The following is an 18,207-nucleotide window of genomic DNA, read 5'->3' as shown; positions in this document are numbered from 1 at the left end:
TAATCAAGTTTGTCGTTACGGTGGCAAAACGCCCCTTTCGCCTTTTGGCTGCATTTGCGGGCCGCGCACTAAACTCGATCAATTTCAGCGACCCGAAAGTGTAAATGTTTCGCGAGCGTATCCCGGGAAGCACGGTAGCGTTAACCGCAATGATCGCTCGTGCCTTGCGCCTGACGCATTTAGCGTTAAGAACCCAGTCGATGGACCGCATTCAAATACGCGGCGGCAAAAAGCTCAGCGGCCGCCTTCCCATCTCCGGCGCCAAGAACGCCGCGCTGACCCTGCTGCCTTGCGCGCTGCTCACGGATGAGCCGGTCACGTTGCGCAACCTGCCGCGCCTGGCCGACGTCGACAGCTTTGGTCACCTGCTGAACCAGCTAGGCGTATCGACCATGATCGAAGGCGCGCGGCCGGAGGATTTCGGCCGTGTCATGACGCTGCGCGCGGGCCGGGTCACTTCGACCGAGGCGCCCTATGACATCGTGCGCAAGATGCGGGCGTCGATCCTGGTGCTCGGCCCCTTGCTCGCGCGCGCAGGGGAAGCGCGGGTTTCGCTGCCCGGCGGCTGCGCCATCGGCAACCGGCCGATCGACCTGCACCTGAAGGCGCTGGAGGCGTTTGGCGCGGTGATTGAGATCAACGCGGGCTATGTGCGCGCCTCTGCTCCCGATGGCGGGCTGCCGGGCGGCATCTACACATTCCCCGTGGTGTCCGTGGGCGCGACGGAAAATGCCCTGATGGCTGCCGTTCTCGCAAAGGGCACCTGCATTCTGGAAAATGCCGCGCGTGAGCCGGAGATTGTCGATCTGTGCAAATTGCTCATCGCGATGGGCGCGGATATCGAGGGCGTTGGCACCGACAAGCTGATCATCCACGGCCGGGACCGTCTGCATGGCGCCACCTACAGCGTCATGCCCGACCGGATCGAGGCAGGCAGCTACGCATGCGCGGCGGCGATCACCGGCGGCTCGCTCGAACTGGCGGGTGCCTGCGCCGATGACATGCATGCAATCCTTGCGGCCCTTCGCGAAGCGGGTGTGCAGGTGGATGAGCTGAAGGACGGGATCAGGGTAACGGCGGATGGCAAGCTGAAGCCGCTGACATTGTCCACCGCGCCTTTCCCGGCATTCCCGACGGACATGCAGGCGCAGTTCATGGCTATGCTGACGAAGGCCGATGGCGCATCCGTGCTGACCGAAACCATCTTCGAAAACCGCTACATGCACGTGCCCGAATTGGCGCGCATGGGGGCGGACATCGGGGTCAATGGCCGCACCGCCGTCGTGCGGGGCGTCGACCGTCTGGTGGGCGCGCCCGTGATGGCGACCGACCTGCGCGCCTCGATGAGCCTTATCCTGGCCGGGCTTGCCGCCGAAGGGGAGACGCAGGTCAACCGCGTCTACCATCTCGACCGGGGCTATGAGCGGCTGGAGGAAAAACTGTCGGCCGTGGGCGCGGACATCGAACGGGTCAGCGATGGCTGACGGCAGGGGGCTGGAGACGGATCGCGCGGCTGTACTGGCGCGCTATGATCTGGATGCCGGCGGCTTTCGCACGCTGGACCAGATAACCGAATTCGCCTCCGCGCTTTGCGAAGCGCCGATCGCTCTGGTCAGCATTGTCGAGGACGAACGCCAGCGCTTTTTGGCGCGCACCGGGCTGGATGCGGAAGAAACGCCGCGTGACCTCTCCTTTTGCGCGCATGCCATGCAGGATGGTGCGATCTTCGTCGTGCGGGACGCCAGCGCCGATCCACGCTTTGCCACAAATGCCCTGGTGACCGGCCCGCCGCATATCCGTTTCTATGCCGGGGCGCCGTTGCTCAATGGCGAAGGCGTGCCGCTGGGCGCCCTTTGCATCATCGATGACAAACCGCGCGACGACCTTACATCGCTTCAACGTCAGGGCCTTTCCCTGCTCGCGCGCCAGGTGATGATGGAACTGGAGGGCCGCCGTCGCGACCAGGATATCATTGCCCAGCAGGTCAAGGATGCCGAGGCGGTGGCGGAAAGCGACCGGCTGTTCCGCACATTGGCCGACACCATGCCGCAAATGGTCTGGTCCACGCTGCCCGACGGCTATCATGATTATTATAACGCGCGCTGGTACGAATATACCGGCGCGGCCGAACATTCGACGGATGGCGATGGCTGGAACGGCAACTTTCACCCGGACGACCGCGAACGCGCGTGGCAGTGCTGGCGCCATTCGCTGCAAACCGGTGATCCTTATGAGATAGAATATCGGCTGCTCCATCACAGCGGCGAATATCGCTGGACGCTGGGCCGCGCTCTGCCCATCCGCGACGATGAAGGCCGCATCACCCGGTGGATCGGCACCTGCACGGAAATTCACGAGCAGAAGCTCATGATGGAAGAGCGCGAGATCATCGCGCACGAACTGTCGCACCGGATCAAGAATATCTTTTCGGTGATCACGGGTCTGATTGGGCTATCGGCGCGTGAAGACCCGGCGATCCGGCCGGTGGCAGATGATCTGCGCGACCGGATCATGGCGCTGGGCCGCGCGCATGACTTCATTCGTCCGCACAGCGCTGAGGGTGACGAATATCTGCGGCAAGGTCGCCTGCGCGGCATATTGGAGCAAATCTTCGCGCCCTATACCGATGCGGGGGAAAGCCGCATCGTATTCTCCGGCGAAGATCCCGCGATCGATGACCGCTCGGCGACGCCGCTCGCGCTGCTTTTCCATGAGCTGGCGACCAATGCGGCCAAATATGGGGCGCTTTCCGCGCCTTCGGGGCGTGTCCATATCGACGTCCGGCGCGAGGACGCGGACATCTGCATCGAATGGCGGGAAGAAGGCGGGCCACCCGTGAAGCCGTCGAACCGGGAAGGCTTTGGCAGCCGCCTCATGGCGCTAAGTGCAGAGCGGCAACTGGGTGGAAGGATGCAACGTGACTGGCGGCCTGAAGGGCTGGTGATCAGCCTGTGGATTCCATGCCGTTCCATGAGCCGGGCTTTGACTGAAATGGCGTAAAGCCGTAAATATCGGCTGTCTCCAAGTCCCTTTGTTCACACGCTGCGAGGCGAAGCGTCTGGGCGATGCTGTGCGGTCGGAAGGGCTTGGTTATGACGCCTAGCGCGGCTTCGGCCGCGACGCCGATCTGCGCGGGATTGGCGGTCACATAGATTACCCGGACGCCATATCGGGCGGCAAGCTCCATGCCGATGCCCGGCCCGGTAGGCCCGTCGCGCAGGTTCAGATCCACCAAAGCGATATCGCAGTCATTAGCGGCCATAAGGGCGCTTTCACGGTCGGCGGCAATGGCGCTGACCGCGAAACCCGCGTCCTCCACGATCTGCTCGATCTCCAGTGCGACGAAAATTTCGTCTTCGACGATTAGAACCTTCTTATTCATGCCTCTGCCCGCGAAACTGGAGCCGATAATGTCCAGTCCGCCATCTGGTTCCGCAACAATCGAAAAAAGTCAGGAAGACGCAGCGTCTTCCTGGTTGGTCCAGAGCGTATCGAACTTGGTTCCCTGCATCAGCAGGACGCTCGCGGGGTAGCCACCATCCCCGGCCTTGCGCGCCGTCTCGGTCGCGTTCTCGACAGCGGCTTCGCGGGTGGCGAAGGGGCCATAATATCGGTTGTCCAGATTGATCTTCCAGACGCCCTCATGTTCCAGGACGATGTAGCGTGCATGGGGCAGGGACATGGGTTTAGAGTACCTCCGTATTATAATGATGCCAGGCCATGATCGCGGCAGCACCCCTATGGGGCCGCCACCGTTCGGCAAGCGCTCGCGTCTCGCGCTCGCTGGGCCGTTCGGGAAGCCCAAGGATGCGGCCCACCTCGATCTGGACGGCGAGGTCGCCCGCAGGCCAGACGTCGGGCCGCCCTTCGGCGAACAGCAGGTAGATTTCGGCTGACCAGCGGCCAATGCCCTTGATCTGCGTGAGAAGGGTGATCGCCTCCTCGTCATCCTGGGGCAGGGCGTGAAGGTCGACCTGCCCGCTTGTGACCAGTTCGGCGAGGCTCCGGGCATAGCCCTGCTTCTGACGGGACAGGCCGCAGGCCCGCAGTGCGTCGAAATCGCGGGAGAGCAACTGGCCGGGCGCGCATCCTTCGCCCAGTTCCGCCTCCAGCTTGCGCCAGACGGCGGCGGCCGAAGCGACGCTTACTTGCTGACCGACGATAGTGCGGAGCAGTGTCTCGTATCCAGGCTCCCGCACGCGCGGCAGGGGATAGCCGACACGCGCCAACGCAGCGGCAAAACCGGGTTCGAGGACGGCGATCGCGTCTAGGCTGTTTCGCAGCTGCTCGGAGGTGGTGACCATGCTCTGCTTGCTTCCGGCTTGATTTATCGGCTCCCCCGCCTATGAGCGGCGGTGGAAAATCTTGGGATCGAGGTACATGCCTAAACTGATAGTGGTCAACCGTGCGGGTGAAGAGCAGGCCGTCGAGGGCGACAGCGGCCTGTCCGTGATGGAAGTTATTCGTGACAACGGTTTCGACGAGCTTTTGGCGCTGTGCGGCGGTTGCTGCTCCTGCGCTACCTGCCATGTCTATGTCGATCCCGCCTTCGCCGGAAAGCTGCCTTCGCTGAGCGAAGACGAAAACGACCTGCTTGACAGCTCCGATCATCGCAATGAGAGCAGCCGCCTGTCGTGCCAGCTGGTGATGAACGACGATCTGGACGGCCTGCGCGTTACCATCGCGCCGGAAGACTGATCCTCCCGATCGGGGCGCCCTTTACCGGCTGACGCGCAGCGTCGCCATGGGCGCCTCGCTCGTCAGCGGGGTGATCCGCCAGACGATCCGCTTGCCCTCCGCGGTGCTTTGCGCGCCCTCCTCCTGATTCTGACTGACGATTTCCCCGTTGGTAGTCAGTGTGAAGTGGCCGTCGAGCGCCTTTGACGCGTCCTCTCCAGAACCGCTTTGCCCCATCGGCTCACGGCTCTTGTCGAACCCGTTGGAATAGCCCGGAGCCTTCACCCGCACCCGATCGTCGCCGCGCAGCTCGATCGCGACGAACGGCAGGACGATTTCCGCGTCGCTGTTGAAGGGGAAGAGGAAGCTGTGGGTCAGCCGTCCGCTGATCGCATAGTCGATCTCAAACCGATGGTTGCCCATATAGCGGGCCGAGCGAAATCCCTTCTCCTTTGAAAGCGCGGCAGCCATTGCCTGCATTTGCGCCTCGTCACCGGCAGCGCTGCCACCGCCAAATCCTTCTTCATGGCCCTTCTGCATCGCGGTTTTGTGAAGGGCGCTGTCCTTCTTCTCTGGCGAACCATCGCCGACAGGGTCATTGCCGGGAGCGCCAAGCCCCTTCATCTCGGACGAGATTATCTCGCCCTTATAGGTGAAGCTGAACTGCCGATCCGCCCGGATATCGAGGGTCGATTCGAACTTGCCCGGCGTCACCAGGCAAGCGCCCAGCATCAGGCAGCAGGCCAATGCGCTGGCGGCGCGAAGAATAACAGCCATATCGTCCCCCGTTCCCCTGCGCCGATGGAAGGCGGCGCGCCTTGTGCCCCGTTACCGGCTCGCGGCGGCGTACAGGGCGATCGCAGCCGCGTTGGAGACGTTCAGGCTCTCCATGCGCGGGCTGATCGGCAGTTTAGCCAAAATATCGCAATGGGCCATGCTGTTGTGGCGAAGGCCTTCACCCTCCGCGCCCAGCACCAGCGCAACACGCGATTCGCCGATTGCCTCGCCCAATATCGTATCCGCCTCACCATCCAGGCCAATGCGCCAATATCCCGCCTCGGCAATCTCATCGAGCGCGCGGGCAAGGTTCACCACGCGCACCCATGGCACGATTTCCAGCGCGCCGGATGCAGAACGGGCGAGCACACCCGATTCAGGCGGCGCGTGCCTGTCCTGCGTCACGATGCACAGCGCATCGAACGCCGCCGCCGACCGAAGGATCGCGCCCACATTATGCGGGTCGGTCACCTGGTCGAGCACCAGCACGGGCCGCCTGTCGTCCTGCCCCGCTTCCAGCGCGTCGCCAAGCCATACGTCATCCAGCGGCTCAACCTCCGCGACGATGCCCTGATGGGGAGCATCGGATGGCACCATGCGGCCAAGGTCCGCCACATCGGCATAGACGATGGGCAGCACTGGCGGCAGGTCCAGCGCATTGAGCGCGTCGCGCGTGCCCCATATTTTCCGGACCACCCGGTTCGGATTGGCGAGAGCCGCGATGACGGCATGCCGCCCGTAGAAGCGGGGGAAGTTGCCCTTGGGCTTTGCGCTGCGATGTCCTTTTTTCATGGAAGCGCTCTTTTCACATACCACCATTGACAGGCAAGCCTCCATTCGCCATTGAGCGCGCCTCCAGCGCGGTAAAAGGCAGTTTTTGCTTGCCGCGTCAGGGCACTGGACAGGTGGCCGAGTGGTTAAAGGCAGCAGACTGTAAATCTGCCCGGGTTTCCCGTACGCTGGTTCGAATCCAGCCCTGTCCACCACCCTTTGCGGGCGCGCCGCCTCTTTCGGGTTTCCGGCCTGCGCGCTTTCCATCGGAGCCCGTCTGAAAAAGGACCGCTCGTCATGGCGTGGCTCGTGCTTGGCATTGCTATATTCACTGAAATCTGTTGGGCGCTCAGCCTCAAATGGGCGGCGACCATCGGCAGTTGGCAGGCTTCGTCCGTGCCTATCGCCTTGAGCTTCCTCAACATGGGCCTGCTGGCCCTTGCGATGAGGGGTATTCCTGCCGGGACGGCCTATGCGATCTGGACCGGCCTTGGCGCTGTTGGCGTCATCATCGGCGGCATGATCCTGTTCGGCGACCGCATTGCGCCTGTGCAGGCCGGGTTCATGGCGCTGATCGTCATCGGCGTCGTCGGCACGAAGCTGTTCGCGCCCGCCTGACCGCGCGGCGGCAACATATGGCGGAGCGGGGCGTTGGCCCGGCAACAATCATCCGTTACGCTGTCGTCCAATGACCATCGACCGTCGCGCCTTCCTGGCTGCCGCCATGTCCGGCTCCTTCGCATTCCCTTTTGCGCGCCGGGCGTTCGCTGCGTCCGAAGTCGAGCGCGTCGATGCGCTGATCGCCCGCATGACGATCGAGGAAAAGGCGGGGCAGATGACCTGCCTCACCGACAGCTTCCGTCCCTATAATCCGCCCAATCCGCAAGTCGGCATTCAGGATGAAAAGCGGCTTGCCGAAGAGGTGCGCAAGGGCCGGGTAGGCTGCCTGTTCAACGGCATCGGCGTGGCAGGCGCGCGCCGCGCGCAGGATATCGCCGTCAAGGAAAGCCGCCTCGGCATTCCGCTGCTGCTGGCGGGCGACGTGATCCATGGGCTGAAGACCATTTTCCCCGTACCATTGGCGGAGGCCGCGAGCTTCGATCCTGTCCTGGCCGAACGCACGGCCCGCGCCATGGCGCAGGAGGCGAGCGCCGCTGGCCTGCACCTGACTTTCGCCCCCATGGTCGATCTCGCGCGCGACCAGCGCTGGGGCCGGGTGGTCGAAGGGGCGGGGGAGGATGTCTATCTCGGCAGCCTGTTCGCCGCCGCTCGCGTCAGGGGATTTCAGGGACGCGACCTGCGGCGAGACGATTCGCTCCTCGCCTGCCCGAAACATTTTGCCGCCTATGGCGCGGTCGCAGCGGGCCTTGAATATGGCAGCGTCGATATTTCCGATGAAACGCTGCGCGAAACGCACCTGCCGCCCTTCGGCTCGGCCTTTGCGGCAGGCGCGCTCACCACCATGGCGGCGTTCAGCGAAATCAATGGCGTCCCCGCCACCGCCGACCGCGAACTGCTGACCGACCTGCTGCGCGGCGAGATGAAGTTTCGCGGCTTCGTCTTCTCCGACTATACGGCGGACGAGGAGCTGATCGCCCATGGCTTTGCGGAGGATGAGCGCGATGCCACCCGCCTTGCCGTGCTGGCCGGTGTCGACATGTCGATGCAGAGCGGTCTCTATATCCGCCACCTGCCCGATCTGGTGAAGAGTGGCGCGGTGCCTATGGAGACGATCGACGTCGCCGTGCGCCGCATCCTCTATGTGAAGATGGCGATCGGCCTGTTCGACAATCCCTATCGCTCCATCAGCGAGGAGGCGGAACGGACCCGCATCGCCACGCCCGCCCATCGCGCCCTGGCGCGGGAGGCGGCTGGGCGCTCGATCGTGCTGCTCCAGAATAGCGGCGTCCTGCCGATCGATCCTGCCAAGCGCCAGAAGATCGCGCTGATCGGCCCGTTCGGTGAGGATCGCGCCAATATCTACGGCCCCTGGGCATTTTACGGTGACAAGGGGAAGGGCGTGGACATTGCCGCCGGTCTGCGCGCCGCTATGCCAGACCCCGCCTTGCTGAGCATAGCCAAGGGCTGCGAGATCATGACGCCGATCGACGGCGGCATCGCGCAGGCGGTCGAGGCGGCGAAGGCGGCGGACATCATACTGCTCGCGCTTGGCGAATCGCAGGACATGTCGGGGGAGGCGCAGTCGCGCACCGTGATCGAATTGCCGCCGCCCCAGCAGATGCTGGCCGATGCGGTGGCGGCCACCGGCAAGCCGGTGATCGTCCTGCTGCGTCACGGCCGCGCTCTTGCGCTGCATGGCTCCGTCGCGAGCGCGCAGGCTGTCCTCGCCACCTGGTTTCTGGGATCGGAAGCGGGCCATGCCATCGCCGACATCCTGTTCGGCCGGGTCGATCCTTCCGCCAAGCTGCCGGTCAGCTTCCCGTGGGAATCGGGTCAGGAACCCTTCTTCTACGACCGCAAGTCCACAGGCCGCCCGGTGATCGACAATCGCACCGAATATCGCGCGCGCTACATGACCACGGACAACAGCGCCCGCTATCCCTTCGGCCATGGCCTCAGCTACACGACATTCGCGCTCGACAATCTGAAGCTGTCAGACACCGCCTTGCGCTGGGACCGGGCGATCGAGGTGACGGCCCGGCTCACCAACAAGGGGGACCGGCGCGGCAGCGAAGTGGTGCAGCTTTATATCCGCGATCGCGTGGCCAGCCGCACCCGTCCCGTCCGCGAGCTGAAGCGAATCGAACGTGTCCCGCTCGGGCCGGGAGAGAGCAAGACCGTGCGCTTCTCCCTGTCCCGCACCGACCTGCAATTTGTCGGATCGGGCAACCGCATCATTGCGGAACCCGGCCTGTTCGACCTGTGGCTCGGGCAATCATCCGAGGGTGGCCTCCACAGCCAGTTCACGCTTTATGCGGAAGAACAGCGATAGAAGATTAGGGCTTCGTCCCGTTACCGTTCGCCCTGAGCCTGTCGAAGGGCTCTACTTCTTTTAAGAAGAGGGCTTCGACAAGCTCAGCCCGAACGGGGTTGTGCAATCCAGATAACTGGCACGATGTCTCTGCCCATCCGATTGCGTCTGCACCGCTGACAAACCCCGCGACAACTGCTAGGGGCGCGGCCATGCTGAATATCAGGGATATCACCGTGCGGCTGGGTGGCCGTACCATCATCGACCGCGCCAGTGCCGCGCTGCCGCCGCGCAGTCGCGTGGGTTTGATCGGTCGCAACGGCGCGGGCAAGTCCACGCTGATGAAGGTCATGATCGGCCAGCTCGACCCCGACGATGGCGGTTGCGACATGCCGCGCGACACGCGCCTTGGCTATATCGCGCAGGAAGCGCCCACCGGCACAGCGACGCCCTTCGAAACCGTGCTGGCCGCCGACAAGGAACGCGCCGCCCTGATGGCGGAGAGTGAAGCGACCCATGACCCCGATCGCCTCGGCCATATTTACGAGCGGCTGATGGCGATCGACGCCTATACCGCCCCTGCTCGTGCCGCCCGCATTCTGGTTGGTCTGGGCTTTGACGATGAAATGCAGGGGCGGCCGCTCGACAGCTATTCGGGCGGCTGGAAAATGCGCGTCGCGCTCGCCGCGCTGCTCTTTTCCGAACCCGATCTGCTGCTGCTCGACGAACCCAGCAACCACCTCGATCTCGAAGCGACGATGTGGCTGGAAAGCTTCCTCAAAAATTATCGCGGCACCGTGGTGGTCATCAGCCATGAACGCGACCTGCTCAACAATGTGGTCGACTATATCCTGCATCTGGAAGGCGGGAAGATCACCCTTTACCCCGGCGGCTACGATGCGTTCGAACGGCAGCGAGCCGAACGCCTCGCCCAGCAGGAGGCGGCGCGCGTAAAGCAGCAGGCCGAGCGCGAGAAGTTGCAGGACTATGTCGCCCGCAACTCCGCCCGCGCCTCGACCGCCAAGCAGGCCCAGTCGCGCGCCAAGGCGCTGGCGAAGATGCAGCCCATCGCCGCCGCGATCGAGGACCCGTCGCTGTCCTTCGGTTTCCCCAGCCCGCCAGAACTGCGCCCGCCGCTCATCACCATGGACATGGCGGCGGTCGGCTATGGCGACACGCCGGTGCTGCGCCGCGTGAACCTGCGCATCGATCCCGATGACCGGCTGGCGCTGCTCGGCCGCAACGGCAACGGCAAGACCACGCTCGCCCGGCTAATCGCCGCGCAGCTGGCGCCGATGGAAGGGTCGATGAACAGCTCGGCCAAGATGAATGTCGGCTATTTCACCCAATATCAGGTGGAGGAGCTCGACATTGCCGACACGCCGCTCCAGCATATGACGCGCGTCATGAAGGGCGCGACGCCGGGCGCCGTCCGCGCGCAGCTTGGCCGCTTCGGCTTTTCCGGCGAGCGCGCGACGCAGCAGGTCGGCTCCATGTCGGGTGGCGAGCGTGCGCGGCTGGCGCTTGCGCTCATCACCCGTGACGCGCCGCACCTCCTGATCCTCGACGAACCGACCAACCACTTGGACGTCGATAGCCGCGAAGCGCTGGTGCAGGCCCTTAACGAATATTCGGGCGCTGTCGTGATCGTCAGCCACGATCGCCACATGATCGAACTGGTGGCCGATCGCCTCGTCCTGGTGGATGGGGGCACGGCCCAGCCGTTCGACGGCAGCCTGGAAGACTATACCGACATCATTTTGCGCAAGGCCGACAGCGGTGGCAGCGGAGGCGACGCGCCGAAGGATCGCAAGGCAGAGAAGCGCAATGCAGCCGAATGGCGCGAAAAGCAGAAGAGCCTAAAGTCGGCAATCAGCAAGGCGGAAAAGGAGATGGCGACGCTCTCGGCCGAACGCAGCCGCATCGACCAGGCGCTGTTCGATCCCAAGGCAGCTACCGGTGCCGAGGCGAAGATGACCACGACCGACCTCATGGTCCGCCGCGCCTCGGTCGAAAAGAAGCTGGGTACGATCGAAGAAAGCTGGATCGAAGCGAGCGCGGCGCTGGAGGAGCTTTAAGGGGCGTTAGCCTGCGTCGATGCGCAGGCGTGTCAGGCGGATTTCACTGATGCGCCAGCCGTCGGCCAGCCGCACATAGCGTTCATGATAATGGCCATAGCCATGCATCCAGCGGAAGGGCAGGGATGAGCCTTCCTGCACCCACAGCTTGTCCTCCATCGCCCAGATGCCGCTGGCTTGGCTGTCCGTTTCGATGTGAATCTCGGGCATATGACCGTGATGAACGGTTGTGACCTGCTCCAGCATCGGCGTCAGGCGTGCCATATAAGGCGCGGCGCCGTGGATCAGCATGCTCTCGTCCCGTTCCCCGGCGGCATCGCGGAAATCTGCGACCAGGTCGGGCGCAAAGACCGCCTCCAGTGCGGCCCAATCCTTATTGTCCATGGACCGGAAGTAGCGCGCTTTCAGGGCATATATCGCCAAAGTCGCAGCGATCTTGTCGGTTTCAGTCAAACGTTCCTCTCCCATCTGCCGACGACTTCCTGGCCGTCTGCAAGGACCCTAACGCAGGGGATGCCGCGTTCCAAGCGAGCCTTTTTGCGGCCGCGCTAACAGCGGCTCGCGGCTGTGGCTCCGCGTGAACCAACGCGGTCGGGGATGCCAAAACAACTGGAGCGCGCCGCTATGTGCGGGCGCGCTCCAGCTTCAAGATTGAGGAGGGCGCGGAGCAGCGCAATCGCTCCACGCCAATCGCGTCAGAATTCGCGCAGGATTTCGCGCAGCGTCGTGCCCTCATATTCGGTGCGCACGGCGCCTGCCTTCTGAAGGGTAGGGATGACGCCGTTGACCAGATCGGCAAGCTGATGGTTATAACCCGATCCTTCGATCAGGAACCCGTCACCGCCCACTTCGTCCATCACCGCCATCATCTTTTCGGCAACCTGTTCGACGGTGCCGCTGAAGTCCATGCCGCTCGCACCCTTCCCGACGGAGAACAGGTCGCGGAGGGATTTACCCTCTTCCCGGCCCGCCTTCTTCATATACTCAAGGGCGCTGGTGTGGCCGCCTGCCACGATGTCCTGGGGAACGGGCGCGTCCACGTCATAAAGCGAGAAGTCGACGTCCAGCGACGACGAAGCCATGACGATATTATGCTCGAACGAAGCCTGCTTTTCGGCCTCGCTCATTTCGGGCCGCTCGCCGCCTTCGGGGAAGATTTCCACCGGCGTCAGGAAGAAGACCTTGATATCGTCAGGATTGCGGCCCTGCGCTTCGGCGCGGTCCCGAATGTCCTGGCGATAGGCTTTCATGCCCGGAACGCCGCCGGTCATCATGCCTAGCACGACTTCGGCATTCTTGGACGAAAACTGCCGTCCACGCTCGGACGCGCCCGCCTGCGCCAGAACCGGATAGCCCTGCGGCGAGCGCAGCGTGTTCAACGGCCCGCGCGAACGGAAATGCTTGCCCTCGAAATTGACGGTGTGGACCTTGGTGTGATCGACATAGACGCCGGTTTCCGTGTTCGCGACCAGCGCGCCCTCTTCCCAGCTATCCCACAGCTTCTTGACCAACTCGACGAACTCGTCGGCAATGTCGTACCGCTCGTTCGGCGGCAGCAGCTTTTCCATGCCGAAGTTCAGCGCGGCGTTCTTCTCGCTCGACGTCACCATGTTCCAGCCTGCACGCCCCTTGGTCAGGGAGTCGATCGTCGAAAGCAGGCGCGCGAGGATATAGGGCGGATAGAAGGTGGTCGAAGCCGTCGCGATCAGGCCGATGTGCGATGTTTCCTGCGCCATCACCGGCAGCAGCGGCATGGGGTCGAGCTTGGGCGACAGCGTCGCATTTTTGAGGTCCAGCTCCATCGAGCCGCCGTAACGATCGCCGACGATCAGGCTGTCTTCGAAGAAGACGAAGTCGAACTTCGCCGCCTCCAACATCTTGGCCAGTTCCTTGTGATAGGAACCATCCGCCCACTGCGAGCCAAACTCCTTGCCATCGCCCGGCCAGGAAGTCGCGCCGAACTTCGTGAAATAGCCAAGGTGGAACTTCGTGTGGGCCATAGCCTGATACTCTCTCTAAGGTTTATCTCATTAGCATTTTCAAACGGTGGCCAGCGGCGCCCACGGCAGATCATCTGCTGAGGCGCAACTACACGGCCATCTGCTCCTAATAGTTGACGAATATCAACCTTTGTCAAGTGGTAGAAGCAATTCCGGTTAGAGGCGTTTCAAAAAAGCAGCGTTTCGAGCATCCCTCGATGCCGAAAGACATCATGATCTGGCTTGCGGCGGAATGGATTTCCCGGAACAAGAGCGGCTGGCGATCGGCAAAAACCGGACGTCCTACGATCATCAGGAGCTTTGGGTATGCGCAAGGTGGCAATAGTAACTGGCGCGACGCGCGGGATCGGCAAGGCAACCGCACTCGAACTCGCAAAGTGTGGATTCGCCGTCGCGGTTACCGGTCGTACCCGGCGGGAAGGCGAAGGACGACTGGCGAGTTCCGTCGCGTCGGAGGCTATTGCCGTACCCGGCAGCATCGAAGCCACCGTAGATGAGGTCGAAGCCGCTGGCGGCGAGGCTTTGGGTATTCCGATGGACATATTGGACCGCGCATCCATTGATGCCGCGGTGGATGCGGTGCTTGCCAAATGGGGCAGGATCGACGGCCTGTTCAACAACGCCATCTATCAGTCACCCGCCATCATGGCGCCCATCTCCGCAATCGATGCGCATGCTGCGGAAGCGGCCATGCGTGGGATGATGGTCAATCAACTGCACATCACGCAGCGCGCGCTTGAACCCATGTTGAAACAGGGCGGCGGACGTATCGTCTTCATCACCAGTGGCGCGGGCAGCATGCTCTGCGAACGAAAGCTGACCGAGGGCGGCTGGGGCCTGCTATACGCGGCGGGAAAAGCCGCTTTCAGCAAACTCGCGGAATTTGTCGATCTGGAATATCGGGATCAGGGGATTGCGAGCTTCCACATACAGCCCGGCCTGACCATCACCGAAGCCATGACGGCGCAATATGGCGAAGCCGCCAAGGGGTTTGGCGGCGGACTGCCGTCCTATACGCCCGCTGATACCGGACGCACGGTCGCCTGGATGATGGCTTCTCCGGACGCGCCAGCCTATGCCGGACCCACGCTGTACCAGGCATCCACCTTCTTCGAGGATGTTGGCATCGTTCCGCGCTTCCCCGGCGACTGAGCCTGGCCTGCCCGGCTGACGCACCCATGGAATGCCCGCGCGAACTGGTCTCTCAAAGGCTTTGTCAGGTAGGAAATCATCGTCCGATTTCCGGTTTCAATGAACAGTTCCGCAGGCATGCCGGGCTTCAGCCTCAGTTCGGGATGTTCCGCGAGTTGCGCCCCCGCACCGGGTAGAAACTCACCTTGCCCTCGGGGTCAGCCGTCCGGTCGGCAGCCGCTCCGGCAACTCGATCGTCGAAGCGCATCAGCACCTGCACATGGGTGGCGCGAAAGAATCGTCCCTCCGTGAAGGGCGGGCCATGCAGGACTGCTGCCCGCCCACACAATGCTCGTGAGGCGAAGCGTTACAAAAGCAATATCCGGAACTGGCGTCGATGACCGCCCAGAGTGCGGATCTCGATCACGCCCATCCGTCTAGGCCGTTTACGAAATCTGAACGCCGATCGGTGATATAGCCTTTGATATAGCTTTAAGGATGCCCTCGCGTGGCGATTTTACGCAGTATCTATTACCCACTGAAAGCGGTTCGCCGCTTCGGTACGAACCTGTCGAAAGACAGGAAGGGTACGGCTGCCCTGGAATTCGCCATCGTCGCACCGGCTTTGCTCGCGCTGCTATTCGCGATCCTATACACGATGATGATATATTTGGCGCAACAGATGCTGGAGACGGCGGCTCAAAGCGCAGGGCGCCTGCTGTTGACTGGCTCAGCCCAAACCACCCAGATGGCCAATGGCCACATGGGCATGACATCCGATGACTTCAAAGACGCCATCTGCAATGGGTATTCCGGCACCAATTCGAGCGGGCAGGCCGTCAGCGTTCCGTCGCTCCTGCCAGCGATGCTCACCTGCTCTCGGCTAACGGTCAACGTTGCCACCGCAAGTGGCTATAATGTGGGCAGCACGTCTGCGCCCACATTCACGTATGACAGCAATGGCGTGCTGACCTCGACGGGGACGGGCTATATCTACCAGTCGGGCGGTAGCGGCAAAAACCGCATCGTCGTTCTTCAGCTGGTGTATTTGTGGCCGACAGGAAAAGGGCCGCTCGGCTTGAACCTGATAAATCAGCCCAATGCCAATCGGAAGCTTGTGGCAACGTCGGTGTTCACGACGGAAGATTATTCATGCAACGCATCGCAAAGCTCATGCTGAAGCGCTTCAGGCAGGATGCGCGCGGCGCAGTCATCGTGGAATTCGCGATCTGTCTGCCGGTTCTTGTGCTCATGTACACGGGCGGCGTTTGCCTGTCGGACATGATCGCCTGCAACCGCAAGGTTACGATAGCGACCCGTTCGCTGGTCGATCTTACCAGCCGAACCATGTCCCCCACCGTCATCTATAACGCGCCGCAGAGCGCCAATGCGAAAACCTATCTCAGCGCCAGTGCGGTTGTCCTGTCGCCTTATAAGCTCAACAATGCGACCGAGCAGATTTCGCTGCTTCGGATTTGCGACGCCACGCATGCCTATGTCGTATGGACCCAGGCACAGACGCAGAATGTCGATGGCAGCGTCGTCACGCCCACAACTTCAGAACACACTGCCGGTACGCTTCCAACTGTCGAGACGCAGTCGGCTAATGCCGTCATCTCGATCCCGGCCGATATGATCAATTCCACTATGGTGCCGACCTCACCGGACGGATCGAATGTTTGTCAAAATCTTGTTCCCGGCGTCGCCAATAAGACCCAGGTCGGCACGGCCGGCGGCTGGCTGTACATGGGCAAGATCACTTACAATTTCACGCCATCGGTCAGTTATATACCTATCCGGACCACGGCGCTCACCCATACCATCTACATGACTCCTCGTCTTTACTAGGTGCTTGACCGATGACAAAACTCTCTTGTCTCCGTTCTTCGGCAGCGATGGCCAGCCTCGCTGCTCGTCTAAAGGCCGATCAGCAAGGCGGGGCCATGATGATCATGGCATTTTCGCTCATCCCGCTGACCTTCGTCACCGGGTTTGGCATCGATTATTCTCGCGCCATGAGCCTCCAGACGCACCTGAACGCCGCCGCCGACGCAGCGGCGCTCGCGGCTGTCGGACCCTCGATGATCCTTCAGTCGAACAGCGAGGCGACTGCTGCCGCGCGTACTATGTTCAGTGCACAGGCAAGTCTCCTGAGCGGTTACCAGAACCTTCAGGTGACCCCCACGATTACGGACGGGACCTCCGGCGGCAGCGGCGCACTGGGGTATCTTCGCAAGGCTACCGTCAGTTATACGGCCAAGTCGGTCAATGTATTCGGTGGCATTCTGGGGGCTGGCACCCTGACGGTGAGCGGAACGTCCTCGGCAAGCGCTGCGCAACCGCCCAATGTCGATTTTTACCTTGCGATGGACAATTCGCCATCAATGCTCCTGCCTGCGACTTCGGATGGAGTGAGCAAGATAATCGCGGCCACCAAGACGAGCGAAAATGCGAACGGCTGCGCCTTTGCATGCCATGCGATGCTTCCGAAAACCGACAATATTTACGTCAAGGATCAGCAAGCCCGCCACATATTGCTATCGGCAGGATATTATACGTCTGGTTCCACCACCCAGAATGTCTTCTACAGGTGGGATTCATCTGCCAACCTGGTCTATGACAGCGCGGGTAATCTCATGACGTCATCCACGACACCGACGGTGACGGGGCCTACGCGGACGACATCCGGATCGAACGGCAATACGCGGAACATCGACACCACTGTCAGTACTTATAACGTGACCACTTATACAGTTACCTCCAGTTCCAGCGGTGCGTCTACCGTCTACAAGGTGGTTACGCCGACCACGACTACAACAAAGGTTTCCACGCCCACTAACGGGGGTGCCTCGACCACAACTACAACCACGACTACGGGCACTGCAACGAGTACCGTCTACGACACCGGATATTGGGCTGACGGCTATTGGCTTACACATAATTACGGCAGAATCTATGGTAGCCCTTCCAGCATTACTCTGCGCAAGGACGACATGGTTTTGGCCGCATCGCAGTTGATCCCTTTCGCGGCCAACCAGGCATCGCAATATCAGGTCACCTATCGGGCACAGATGTTTTCGTTCGACTGGACGCGATCCGGCAATACTACACCTGTCAGGACGCTCAATAGTTTGAACAATGTCGCGTCCTACGGCAGCGCATTTTCGGCAACATCCCTGTTTCCGGCGGATGATTATTGGTGGAAGAACTCTATGCCGACGAGTGGGAGCAATATAGACGATAAAGCCACTGAAGTAACGAACATGCTCACTACGATGAAAAACCTCATTCCCAATGCGGGAACGGGTGCCCCCGGAGCGACACCACAAAAGATATTGTTCATCATTACGGACGGCATGTTGGATCAGCCAAATGGCGGCGGCCGATATTTCGGACCAATGCGGAGCAGCGACCTGACCGAATGCACGGCTATCAAGGCCAAGGGTATCAAGATCGCGATCCTCTATACGCAATATCTGCCGGAATCTCTTTCCGGCGACAGCTGGTCGCAGACGAATATTGCGCCGTTTTTGCCGCCTCCTCCTTCGCCCTATCCGGCAGGAAAGGCCGGGAGCTCCGATCAGGTTCTCACCGCGCTGCAAAGTTGCGCGTCATCTGGCGTCAATGGTTCTCCGTTGGTGCAGACCGTGACAGCCGATGACAGTATCACTACGGCCCTGCTGCAACTCTTCTCCACAGCGCTCCAGACGGCTCGACTGGTTCAATAGCGATCGCAAATCGATGGTGCTGAGAGCCTGGTTGAAAATGGATCGAATGCAAATTGGATGCAGTCGATCCATTTTCGAACCGGCTCTGGCTGGCGGGTCCTGATCAACTCATA

19 protein-coding genes and 1 tRNA gene are annotated in these 18,207 nt (G+C 61.8%); 11 read left to right on the top strand and 9 right to left on the bottom strand.

Translation table 11 applies throughout. The annotated features are described in order from the left end of the window. Positions 1 to 200 precede the first annotated feature (200 nt). Together murA and ACZ5TH_RS09350 are read left to right on the top strand one after the other, a co-directional pair. The gene (gene murA / locus ACZ5TH_RS09355; protein ID WP_449474129.1) at positions 201 to 1,484 is read left to right on the top strand and encodes a UDP-N-acetylglucosamine 1-carboxyvinyltransferase; all 1,284 of its coding nucleotides are present in this window, start codon (positions 201 to 203) and stop codon (positions 1,482 to 1,484) included. Continuing rightward, positions 1,477 to 3,000, top strand: a complete 1,524-nt coding sequence (locus ACZ5TH_RS09350; RefSeq protein WP_464793720.1) for a PAS domain-containing protein — start codon at positions 1,477 to 1,479, stop codon at positions 2,998 to 3,000. Before murA ends, ACZ5TH_RS09350 begins: the two co-directional genes overlap by 8 nt. Here the strand turns inward: ACZ5TH_RS09350 and ACZ5TH_RS09345 are convergent. The 3 genes from ACZ5TH_RS09345 to ACZ5TH_RS09335 form a co-directional block, all read right to left on the bottom strand. Then, positions 2,945 to 3,382: a response regulator gene (locus tag ACZ5TH_RS09345; protein ID WP_460986767.1), complete on the bottom strand. Its 438-nt coding sequence runs from the start codon at positions 3,380 to 3,382 to the stop codon at positions 2,945 to 2,947. The two genes, ACZ5TH_RS09350 and ACZ5TH_RS09345, sit on opposite strands and share 56 nt — an antisense overlap. Before the next feature lie 69 nt (positions 3,383 to 3,451). Then, the gene (locus tag ACZ5TH_RS09340) at positions 3,452 to 3,682 is read right to left on the bottom strand and encodes a DUF2188 domain-containing protein (protein ID WP_460986765.1); all 231 of its coding nucleotides are present in this window, start codon (positions 3,680 to 3,682) and stop codon (positions 3,452 to 3,454) included. A 4-nt stretch (positions 3,683 to 3,686) separates the two neighbouring features. Beyond that, the gene (locus ACZ5TH_RS09335) at positions 3,687 to 4,304 is read right to left on the bottom strand and encodes a DNA-3-methyladenine glycosylase family protein (protein WP_464793719.1); all 618 of its coding nucleotides are present in this window, start codon (positions 4,302 to 4,304) and stop codon (positions 3,687 to 3,689) included. A gap of 76 nt (positions 4,305 to 4,380) precedes the next feature. Here ACZ5TH_RS09335 and ACZ5TH_RS09330 point away from each other — a divergent pair, with 76 nt between their 5' ends. Continuing rightward, a complete protein-coding gene (locus ACZ5TH_RS09330; protein WP_464793718.1) occupies positions 4,381 to 4,698 on the top strand; it encodes a 2Fe-2S iron-sulfur cluster-binding protein in 318 nt (105 codons plus the stop codon). Positions 4,699 to 4,719: 21 nt separating this feature from the next. Here ACZ5TH_RS09330 and ACZ5TH_RS09325 read toward each other — a convergent pair whose 3' ends face one another. Together ACZ5TH_RS09325 and ACZ5TH_RS09320 are read right to left on the bottom strand one after the other, a co-directional pair. Further along, positions 4,720 to 5,454 carry a hypothetical protein gene (locus tag ACZ5TH_RS09325; protein WP_464793717.1) on the bottom strand — a complete coding sequence of 245 codons (735 nt, stop codon included), beginning with the start codon at positions 5,452 to 5,454 and terminating at the stop codon, positions 4,720 to 4,722. Positions 5,455 to 5,505: 51 nt separating this feature from the next. Next, the gene (locus ACZ5TH_RS09320) at positions 5,506 to 6,246 is read right to left on the bottom strand and encodes a TrmH family RNA methyltransferase (RefSeq protein ID WP_464787388.1); all 741 of its coding nucleotides are present in this window, start codon (positions 6,244 to 6,246) and stop codon (positions 5,506 to 5,508) included. 107 nt (positions 6,247 to 6,353) lie between these two features. Between ACZ5TH_RS09320 and ACZ5TH_RS09315 the strand changes: the two genes are divergently transcribed. The 4 genes from ACZ5TH_RS09315 (at position 6,354) to ACZ5TH_RS09300 (ending at position 11,235) form a co-directional block, all read left to right on the top strand. Then, positions 6,354 to 6,440, top strand: a tRNA-Tyr gene (locus ACZ5TH_RS09315). An 82-nt stretch (positions 6,441 to 6,522) separates the two neighbouring features. Then, entirely contained in the window at positions 6,523 to 6,843 is a 321-nt protein-coding gene (locus ACZ5TH_RS09310; RefSeq protein ID WP_464793716.1) for a DMT family transporter, read from the top strand. Between the two features lie 70 nt (positions 6,844 to 6,913). Continuing rightward, complete coding sequence (locus tag ACZ5TH_RS09305) at positions 6,914 to 9,178, top strand: glycoside hydrolase family 3 N-terminal domain-containing protein (protein WP_464793715.1); 2,265 nt, start codon at positions 6,914 to 6,916, stop codon at positions 9,176 to 9,178. Positions 9,179 to 9,369: 191 nt separating this feature from the next. Then, positions 9,370 to 11,235, top strand: coding sequence for an ABC-F family ATP-binding cassette domain-containing protein (locus ACZ5TH_RS09300; protein WP_464793714.1), 1,866 nt, complete (start codon positions 9,370 to 9,372; stop codon positions 11,233 to 11,235). A gap of 6 nt (positions 11,236 to 11,241) precedes the next feature. Here the strand turns inward: ACZ5TH_RS09300 and ACZ5TH_RS09295 are convergent, their stop codons facing one another. The 3 genes from ACZ5TH_RS09295 to ACZ5TH_RS09285 form a co-directional block, all read right to left on the bottom strand. Beyond that, positions 11,242 to 11,688, bottom strand: coding sequence for a nuclear transport factor 2 family protein (locus ACZ5TH_RS09295; protein ID WP_464793713.1), 447 nt, complete (start codon positions 11,686 to 11,688; stop codon positions 11,242 to 11,244). A gap of 242 nt (positions 11,689 to 11,930) precedes the next feature. Then, positions 11,931 to 13,235 (bottom strand): NtaA/DmoA family FMN-dependent monooxygenase, encoded by a 1,305-nt coding sequence (locus ACZ5TH_RS09290; protein ID WP_449474109.1) that lies wholly within the window; start codon positions 13,233 to 13,235, stop codon positions 11,931 to 11,933. A 133-nt stretch (positions 13,236 to 13,368) separates the two neighbouring features. Further along, the gene (locus tag ACZ5TH_RS09285; RefSeq protein ID WP_464793712.1) at positions 13,369 to 13,527 is read right to left on the bottom strand and encodes a hypothetical protein; all 159 of its coding nucleotides are present in this window, start codon (positions 13,525 to 13,527) and stop codon (positions 13,369 to 13,371) included. A gap of 14 nt (positions 13,528 to 13,541) precedes the next feature. On the opposite strand from ACZ5TH_RS09285, the gene ACZ5TH_RS09280 reads away from it, so the two are divergent. Continuing rightward, positions 13,542 to 14,387 carry an SDR family NAD(P)-dependent oxidoreductase gene (locus tag ACZ5TH_RS09280; protein WP_464793711.1) on the top strand — a complete coding sequence of 282 codons (846 nt, stop codon included), beginning with the start codon at positions 13,542 to 13,544 and terminating at the stop codon, positions 14,385 to 14,387. Positions 14,388 to 14,520: 133 nt separating this feature from the next. Here the strand turns inward: ACZ5TH_RS09280 and ACZ5TH_RS09275 are convergent, their stop codons facing one another. Continuing rightward, a complete protein-coding gene (locus tag ACZ5TH_RS09275; RefSeq protein ID WP_464793710.1) occupies positions 14,521 to 14,715 on the bottom strand; it encodes a hypothetical protein in 195 nt (64 codons plus the stop codon). A gap of 159 nt (positions 14,716 to 14,874) precedes the next feature. On the opposite strand from ACZ5TH_RS09275, the gene ACZ5TH_RS09270 reads away from it, so the two are divergent. From ACZ5TH_RS09270 to ACZ5TH_RS09260, 3 genes are read left to right on the top strand one after another with little or no spacing between them, the layout of a single operon-like run. Beyond that, positions 14,875 to 15,546 carry a TadE/TadG family type IV pilus assembly protein gene (locus ACZ5TH_RS09270; RefSeq protein WP_464793709.1) on the top strand — a complete coding sequence of 224 codons (672 nt, stop codon included), beginning with the start codon at positions 14,875 to 14,877 and terminating at the stop codon, positions 15,544 to 15,546. Next, positions 15,519 to 16,214 (top strand): TadE/TadG family type IV pilus assembly protein, encoded by a 696-nt coding sequence (locus ACZ5TH_RS09265; RefSeq protein ID WP_464793708.1) that lies wholly within the window; start codon positions 15,519 to 15,521, stop codon positions 16,212 to 16,214. Before ACZ5TH_RS09270 ends, ACZ5TH_RS09265 begins: the two co-directional genes overlap by 28 nt. 47 nt (positions 16,215 to 16,261) lie before the next feature. Then, positions 16,262 to 18,094 carry a pilus assembly protein TadG-related protein gene (locus ACZ5TH_RS09260; protein WP_464793707.1) on the top strand — a complete coding sequence of 611 codons (1,833 nt, stop codon included), beginning with the start codon at positions 16,262 to 16,264 and terminating at the stop codon, positions 18,092 to 18,094. Positions 18,095 to 18,207: the final 113 nt, after the last annotated feature.

The sequence above is a fragment of the Sphingobium sp. TomTYG73 genome, assembly GCF_055394245.1.
The sequence above is the reverse complement of the archived record's forward strand: the minus strand, read 5'-3'. Positions and strand labels throughout refer to the sequence as shown.